This window comes from Olsenella sp. oral taxon 809 str. F0356 (assembly GCF_000233535.1).
In the GTDB taxonomy this organism is placed as follows: domain Bacteria; phylum Actinomycetota; class Coriobacteriia; order Coriobacteriales; family Atopobiaceae; genus Olsenella_I; species Olsenella_I phocaeensis.
The window spans coordinates 697,724-705,521 of record NZ_JH376563.1 but is presented as its reverse complement, the minus strand read 5'-3'; the positions used below and the strand labels follow the sequence as shown (position 1 = coordinate 705,521).

The window sequence follows — 7,798 nt, the reverse complement described above, 5'->3', positions numbered from 1 at the left end:
CTGGTTCTTTGCCATGGCGCTTCCCTAGTCCCTGGCGCGCAGGCGCGCGCCGGCGGGGGTGTCCTCGACCACGAGGCCCAGGGCGGCGATGCCGTCGCGGATGGCGTCGGCGGTGGCCCAGTCCTTGCTCGCGCGAGCCTCCTGGCGGGCGGCGAGAAGGGCGTCCGCCGCAGAGGCGGGGTCGTCTCCCCCGAAGCCCGCGTGCTCGCGCGCGAGGTCGACGAGCTCGACGGGAAGCCCCTCGTCGGCAGCCCCCCTGGCCAGGTCGATGCCCAGCACGCCGCAGAGCTCGCTCAATGCGTCGGCGGCGCGCAGGGTCACGGCCGTGGAGGCGTTGCCCGCAGCCTCGGCGAGGTAGCGGTTGGCGGACCCCACCAGGCCGAAGATGGCGGCCATGGCGCCGGCGGTGTTGAAGTCGTCGTCCATCTGGGCCACGAACTCCGCCTCGGCCTCCTTGGTCGCGGCCGAGAGGCTACGGTCGAGCTCGTTGAGCTCTCCGTCGAGGGGCGCGTTGCCCGCCGCCCAGCGGAGGTTCTTGACGCAGCTGGCCAGGCGGCCCAGGGTGCCCACCGCGCCCTCGAGGCGCTCGAACGAGAAGTCGAGCGGTGCACGGTAGTGGGTCTGGAGCATAAGCAGGCGCACGGCGTCCGCGGGATACTTGTCCAGGACCTCCTTGAGCGTGTAGAAGTTGCCCAGGCTCTTGGACATCTTCTCCCCGTCGACGCGGAGCATGCCCGCATGCATCCATGTCTTGGCGAGAGGCTCGCCCCAGGCGCACATGGCCTGGGCAGTCTCGTTCTCGTGATGGGGGAAGACGAGGTCGGCGCCACCGCCGTGGATGTCGATGGGCGTGCCCAGGTAGCGGTGAATCATGGCACAGCACTCGGTATGCCAGCCGGGACGACCCTCGCCCCAGGGGCTCGGCCAGCTGGGCTCGCCGGGCTTGGCGGCCTTCCAGAGGGCGAAGTCGAAGGGGTCGCGCTTCATGTCGTTGACCTCGACGCGCTCGCCGGCGCGCATCTGGTCGAGCTCGCGGCCGCTCAGCACGCCGTAGTCGTGGTCGGAGCGGACCGAGAAGTAGACGTCGCCGTTGGGGGCGACGTAGGCGTTGCCCTTCTCGATCAGCACGCCGATCATCTCCTGCATGGCCTCGATCTCGCGCGTGGCGCGGGGGCGGATGTCGGGATCGAGGATGCCGAAGCGATGCATCTGCTCGATGAAGGCGGCGCTGAACTCCTCCGCCACCTCGGCGGCGCTGCGTCCCTGCTCGTTGGCGCGGTTGATGATCTTGTCGTCCACGTCCGTGAGGTTCTGGGCGAAGGTGACCTCGTAGCCCTTGTACTGCAGGTAGCGACGAATCACGTCAAACGAGAGGAACGTGCGCGCGTTGCCGATGTGGATCTGGTCGTAGACCGTGGGGCCGCACACGTACATGCGGACCTTGCCGGGCTCGAGTGGCTCGAACTCCTGCTTGCGGTGGTTCTGGCTGTTATATATGAGCATCGCTGGCTTCTCCTTGCGCGGGGGTCAGTGCGTGATGACGAGACGTCGTTGCGCAAGATGCTATACCCATCGCGGCGCACGGGACGCCGAGAACGCGAGAAGGCCCCCTGGCACATGGCCCGGCGCGCCTGCCGCGAGGGGCCCGAAGTGGGTGGTCGGGTCGCCGCCACAGCCCCGATGTGGGTGGTTTTCTCACCTGGAGCCGACCCGAAACCACCCACATCAAGGCTCCCGCGACCGCGGGTCCCTTCTTGCGACCGCGGACCCCCGCCCTGCTGCCGCGTGCGACGCCTCGGCATCGTTGCCAGCTCGACCTTTAGCGTGCGGGGGGGCAATATGACCTAAAGTTGGGCCAGGGACGACTTGCTCCGGACGAATGCTAGGAGGCGGCGAATGGGAGAGATGCTCGGGTACTTCTGGAGGTCGGTCGACGACAAGGCGAGGCTCTTCCTGTACATGGCCCTCGCCCTCCTGTTGAGCGCCATAGAAGTTGTCATCCCCCTGCTCACGGGCTTCGTGATAAACCTCCTGGTCGCCGGAGAGGGACTGGGCCGTGTGGCATTTTGGAGCGCAACGATCGCCGTGCTCGGAGTCGCCGCGGGACTTGCCCAGTACGGCATCGCGATGCTCTACACGAAGCTGCACTTCGACGCCTCCTTCGCGCTCACCTCCCGAACCCTGCGGCGCATGCAGCGCTTCCCTGCCGACTTCTTCAAGGACTTCGACGCCGGCTATTACTCCAAGCGGGTCAACGGCGACTCCGAGGAGCTCTCCATCTTCTTCCTTTGGACGGGCAACCAGGCGCTCGCGAACGCGACGACCTCAGTGTTGGTCCTCGTGCTCATGTTTCGCGCCAACGCCTGGCTCGCCATCCTCTGCGCCATGCTCGCCGCGGTCGTCGTGCTCTCGTACACGCTCACCAGCAAGGAGATATACAGGAGGAGCATGGCCTTCAAGGAGGCCGAGGCCCAAGAGATGTCGATGCTCCTGCACCAGCTCAGTGACGTGGCGTTCATTAGGAGGCACGTCCTCTTCGACCGTTACGCCCAGACGCTCGAACGTGCCTACGGGGTCACCAGGACGTGCGTTTACCGCACGAACCGGCTTGGTGGGGCGGTCGACGGGGGCGTCGAGGCCACCAAGACGGCTCTGCTCGCCGTGGTCATCCTCGTCAGCGCGCAGCAGGTGGCGGCGGGCGCCCTTGAGGTGGGCTTCATAGCCACGGCGGTGGGGTACTTCAACGCACTGGCGCAGGCCGCGAGCTTCTTCTCGGACTTCGGGACCCAGTACCAGGGCTGCAGGGCGAGCTTCGAGCGGCTGCGCAAGCTCGCCGACGCGCCCCTGGAGAAGAACGGCCCGGGCAAGGCTGCCCCTGACGTCCGCGCCATCACCTGCCATGACCTGAGCTTCACCTACCCCGGAAACGAGGAGCCGACCCTACGCGGCCTCGACATGAGCTTCTCGGGGCGGGGACTCTATGGGCTCGTCGGTGGCAACGGCAGCGGGAAGTCGACCCTCCTCAAACTCGTCAGCGGCGAATGGAGCGACTTCTACGGAGGGGACATCCGCTATGACGACGCGGAACTGAGGGAGATGGATCACTACGACCTGCGAGAGCATCTCGTCGGGTACGTGGAGCAGGAGCCCGGCGTCATCGAGGGAAGCCTGTGGGACAACCTGACCTTGCTCTGCGACGTCCAGCCGCCACGAGAGCGAGTCATGGAGCTCTGCGGGCGCCTGGGGCTCGGGCGGCTTGTCGACGAGTCACCCAAGGGTTTGGACACGATGGTCGACGGGACGCACGCGAGCCTGTCCGGAGGCGAGAAGCAGAAGGTGGCGATCATCCGGATGCTGCTCGAGGACCCAAAGGTCATGCTCATGGACGAGCCAAGCTCCGCACTGGACGCGAAAAGCATCGACTCCCTCGTGGGAATCCTGGGGCAGCTCAAGAAGGACCACCTGATCCTCTTGGTCTCGCATGACGACCGACTCATCGATGCCTGCGACCACGTGATACGGCTGTAGGGATGGCCCACAGCCCGGCGTGGCTGCCGCGAGGGGCCCGAAGTGGGTGGTCGGGTCGCCGCCACGGCCCCGATATGAGTGGTTTTCTCGCCTGGGTCGGGTCAGGAACCACCCACATCGGAGTTCCCGCGACCGCGAGCCCCGCCGCGTAGCTGCGCATTTTGCCGCGGGGGCGCGTCCTTACCCTGCGGCCTCCGCATGCTTCGTCATGCAGCGACATGCGGAGGCGACCCCTCGGGCGAGAGGCGCCTACGGCCGCTCCAGGAGGACGACCGCCCAGGCGGCGATGCCCTCCTCGCGACCCACGAAGCCCAGCCCCTCCGTCGTCGTCGCCTTGACGCCCACCCGTTCGACGTCGAGGCCCAGGGCCGCGGCGAGGTTCTCCCTCATCCGCTGCCTGTAAGGCATGAGCTTGGGGGCCTGTGCCGCCACGGTGCAGTCGCAGTCCACGATGGAGAAGCCCCTCTCCCCTGCCAGCGCACCCACGCGCGAGAGGAGGGCGAGCGAGTCCGCGTCCTTGTAGGCCGGGTCGGTGTCCGGGAAGAGCTGGCCGATGTCCCCGGCACGGAGGGCCCCGAGCAGGGCGTCGGAGAGCGCATGCGCCAGGACGTCCGCGTCCGAGTGCCCGAGCAGGCCGAGCCTCGAGGGAATGTCCACGCCGCCCAGGATGCAGCGCCTCCCCTCGACCAGGCGATGGACGTCGTAGCCGTGTCCTATGCGAAGCATGCCTTCTCCGTTCTGCGTCGTCGTGGGCTGGACGATGGGACGGGTCGCCGTCGCGCGGACCGCAGCAGGCGCCGGTGGCCGCACCGGCGCTGGCGACCGACGGCGCCCGTCACTCCCCCAGGCCGCAGCCCTCCAGTATGAGCCTGCGCTCCAGCAGGACTTCGGCCATGGCCAGGTCCTCCGGAAGCGTCACCTTGAGGTTGTCGCGGGACGCCTGGACGCACAGCACCCTGCCGCCGCGCCGCTCCATGAGCGAGGCGTCGTCCGTGCCCTCGTAGCCGTCCCGGACGGCGGCCTTGTGCGCCATGAGGATGTCGCGGCGGCGGAAGGCCTGGGGCGTCTGGGCCATCCAATAGAAGCTGCGGTCGGGCGTCGCGATGATGACGCCGTCCTCGGCAAGTTTCAGGGTGTCGGTGGCACGGGTGGCACAGATGGCCCCGCCGAGACCGGAGTCCCGGCGCACCGCCGCCAGGACCTCCTCGATGGAGGCGGTGGAGACGAGCGGCCGCGCGGCGTCGTGGATCGCCACGAGGTCGAAGCGGTCGGGCGCGTCGTTGAGCCCCGAGAGGACGGACTGCTGGCGCGTCTGGCCGGCCACGGCCAAGCTGACGTCACACCTCAGAGGGACGCGGGCCAGCACCTCATCTCGCACCTGGGCTATGCGCTCCGGCGCGCAGACCACCACGACATGGCCCACCGAGGGCGCGCGGTCGAAGGCGAGAAGCGACCAGCAGACCAGGGGCAGGCCCCTCAGCTCCACGAACTGCTTGCCGCGTGGGTCGCCGAAGCGCTCGCCACGACCCCCCGCGACGATGACGGCGCAGGCATCGGGCTTGGGGGAGGGCTCGTCCACGCGCTGGGGGCAGGCGCACGCGGCGGGACGGGGCGCCTCTCGCCCGCTCATGCGCGCTTGCCCCACATGCGATACAGGCTGTCCGCCAGGATGCCGGGGTTCTCGACCCCCACGCGGTCGAGGCGGGCGGGGTTCTGCTCGATGTCGTCGAGGAGCTGCTGCAGCGAGCCGAACTCGTCGACGATCTTGTCCGCCATGCCCTCGCGCACGACCGAGATGCCCGAGAGGGTGCGCAGGCCCAGGGGCGTCATGACCGAATCCTCGCCCTTGTCCTCGTAGCCCAGGATGCTGGCGATCCGCTTCGAGGAGCGCAGCTGGGCGTTGACCGTCTCGTGCAGGCGACGGCGTACGCCGGCGGCGTTCTCCTCGCTGGAGTCGGCGGCGTAGTCGCGGACGAGCAGGGTGTACTCCTCGTCCATGCCGCCGATGAACTCCTCGCGCTGCATGGCGATGGTCTTGCCCTCGCTGCCCAGCTGGAGGAGGAGGTTGCCCAGCTCCTCGGAGGCGGTCATGAGCACCTCGAAGAGGTACACGGTCTGCGAGATGTCCGAGAGCGTCACGTAGTTGTCGAGCTCGAGGGTGGTGAGGCGCAGCAGCTTGCGGTCGAGCTGCGTGCGCGTGGACTGGAGCGAGACCAGGAGCTGGTTCACGGTGCCCATGATGTCCGCAACGGAGCGCAGCTGGTGGCCCTTGCCGTCGATGAAGACGGTAACGACCTGGCGCCGCTCCGAGACCGAGATGACCATGGCGTCGGTGAGCAGGCTCATGCGAGCCGCGGTGCGGTGGCGCATGCCGGTCTCGCTCGTGGGCAGCGACGGGTCGGGGTTGAGGTGGTAGTTGGCGCGCAGGATGCGCGTGAGGCCCTTGTCCACCACGATGGCGCCGTCCATCTTGGAGAGCTCGAAGAGGCGGTTGGCCGTGAACGAGATGTCGAGCCTGAAGCCGTCATCGCCGGCTGCGAGAACGTTGTCGGTGTCTCCGATGCAGATGAGCGCGCCGAGGTGGCCGGCGATGATCATGTCCAGGGCGAGGCGCAGCGCCGTTCCCGGAGCCGTCTGGGAGATGGCGTCCCTGAATCGCCTGCTGGTGTCGTTGGCATCGGCCTCGGCGATCGCTGCTTCCATGGGTCCCCTTTCCTCTGCTGCCGGCCCACGACGGGGCCGCCCGGACAGTACCTCACAGTATAGGGCGCTGCGGCGGCGCAGGCCCAGGCGGTCTGGGGTTGGGCGAGAGGGGTGCAGGGGTGGGGGCGCGACGGCGGGCCACGGGGCGGACGGCGCGGCGGCGACGGATGTTCTTTTCTCTCGCCACGCCCGCCCACATCAGGGCGCGACGGCCCGCACCACGACGGCGGACGTTCTTTTCTCTCGCACGGGCGGGCCATTGCGGCGAATGGGGGGAGTAAGGAACGCCGTCCCGGACCGCAACTGGGAAGACGTCGGCAGGCGCGTTCTTTACTCTGCCTCGCGGGCGAGAATCCCGCGCGGCGGCGCAGTAGAGAACAACCCCGGACGCCGCGTGTTCCCTACCCGCCCCCAGGGGGAGAGGATCCCCCGGAACGCCGCAGTAAAGAACAAACCTCAGCGCGCGAGCGTCCCCCGCCGGAGCAAGAGCGTGCCGCGACGGCAATACGCCGCGGTACGCAGTAGAGAACAACTCCAGGCGAGACGCGCCACACCAGCGTCGCATCCCCGCTTCCGCGAGCACCGGGTACCGAGTCGGCAGCCCGCATTGGTGCTTCTGGCATCGACACCTCTCGATATTAATATTAATATCGAGAGGTGAATAAAGGATGGCCAAAGGAAGGAGCGCTGCATGCCTGTTGCGGCGGGAACCATCACACAAACGGGGCAGGTGACTCTCCCCAAGTCCATTAGAGAGATCCTGGGGGTTCACCCGAGCGACCAGGTGGCATTCCTGAGCGATGGAGAACGCGTCGAACTCGTAGCCGTCCCTCGCAACCCCCTCGGCCTGGGAACTCGCGAGGAGTTTCTCGCTCGCGTTGCGGCCGCCGACGAGGCGTACGGCGCCGGAGCCACCCGCAGCGCTTCCGACTTCACCGACAGCCTGAGAGCAAGCCGTGACCTATAGGGTGCTCACGACCCCCGCCTACGAGGAACGTTTCTCCACCGTCCTGGACTATCGACTCAAATACTATGGCCGAAGGTCTGCGGAAAGGCTTGTCTCGGCACAAGAAAAAGCGCAGTCATTGCTCGGCGGCACGCCGTTCATGGGCACATCACTGGTCAAGGCGGATACCGCTCCCGAGCCAGGGGCTCTCAGGTGGGTGAAGGTCGAGAGGTACATAGCCGTGTATCGCGCTATCGAAAAGGACGAGGCGGTAGTGCTCCTGGACCTTTTTCACGCCTCCGAGAACTGGCGCTCCCGCGTCGCAGGTTACCTGCGGAAGGAGTAGCGGCAGCGATCCACACACCGAGGGCCCCCACGACGCGGCGGCCGGCACCGCGACGGCGGACGTTCTTTTCTCTCGCACGGGCGGGCCATTGCGGCGAATGGGGGGAGTAAGGAACGCCGTCCCGGGCCGCAACTGGGAAGACGTCGGCAGGCGCGTTCTTTACTCTGCCTCGCGGGCGAGAATCCCGCAGGACGCCCCAGTAAAGAACAACCCGATGGCAGGTGACGGGGTTCGCGGGGGACAGGCGATGGAGAGGCCACGACAGAAATCGGCCC

At 67.7% G+C, this 7,798-nt stretch carries 7 protein-coding genes; 3 read left to right on the top strand and 4 right to left on the bottom strand.

Features of this window, described 5'->3' with window-relative positions; all coding sequences use genetic code 11:
* Nucleotides 1-24 precede the first annotated feature (24 nt).
* A complete protein-coding gene (cysS, locus tag HMPREF1008_RS03165) occupies nt 25-1,503 on the bottom strand; it encodes a cysteine--tRNA ligase (protein WP_009278392.1) in 1,479 nt (492 codons plus the stop codon).
* A 393-nt stretch (nt 1,504-1,896) separates the two neighbouring features.
* Between cysS and HMPREF1008_RS03160 the strand changes: the two genes are divergently transcribed.
* On the top strand, nt 1,897-3,528 hold the full coding sequence (locus HMPREF1008_RS03160; protein ID WP_009278391.1) for an ABC transporter ATP-binding protein: 1,632 nt from the start codon (nt 1,897-1,899) through the stop codon (nt 3,526-3,528).
* Between the two features lie 249 nt (nt 3,529-3,777).
* Here the strand turns inward: HMPREF1008_RS03160 and ispF are convergent, their stop codons facing one another.
* The 3 genes from ispF to disA form a co-directional block, all read right to left on the bottom strand.
* Complete coding sequence (ispF, locus tag HMPREF1008_RS03155; RefSeq protein ID WP_009278390.1) at nt 3,778-4,254, bottom strand: 2-C-methyl-D-erythritol 2,4-cyclodiphosphate synthase; 477 nt, start codon at nt 4,252-4,254, stop codon at nt 3,778-3,780.
* 109 nt (nt 4,255-4,363) lie between these two features.
* Nucleotides 4,364-5,158 (bottom strand): 2-C-methyl-D-erythritol 4-phosphate cytidylyltransferase, encoded by a 795-nt coding sequence (gene ispD, locus HMPREF1008_RS03150; protein WP_009278389.1) that lies wholly within the window; start codon nt 5,156-5,158, stop codon nt 4,364-4,366.
* Nucleotides 5,155-6,231 (bottom strand): DNA integrity scanning diadenylate cyclase DisA, encoded by a 1,077-nt coding sequence (gene disA, locus HMPREF1008_RS03145; RefSeq protein WP_009278388.1) that lies wholly within the window; start codon nt 6,229-6,231, stop codon nt 5,155-5,157. Before disA ends, ispD begins: the two co-directional genes overlap by 4 nt.
* A gap of 691 nt (nt 6,232-6,922) precedes the next feature.
* On the opposite strand from disA, the gene HMPREF1008_RS03140 reads away from it, so the two are divergent.
* Nucleotides 6,923-7,198, top strand: coding sequence for an AbrB/MazE/SpoVT family DNA-binding domain-containing protein (locus HMPREF1008_RS03140; RefSeq protein WP_009278387.1), 276 nt, complete (start codon nt 6,923-6,925; stop codon nt 7,196-7,198).
* A complete protein-coding gene (locus HMPREF1008_RS03135) occupies nt 7,188-7,523 on the top strand; it encodes a type II toxin-antitoxin system RelE/ParE family toxin (RefSeq protein WP_009278386.1) in 336 nt (111 codons plus the stop codon). The genes HMPREF1008_RS03140 and HMPREF1008_RS03135 overlap by 11 nt, the downstream gene beginning before the upstream one ends.
* The last annotated feature ends 275 nt before the right edge of the window (nt 7,524-7,798 follow it).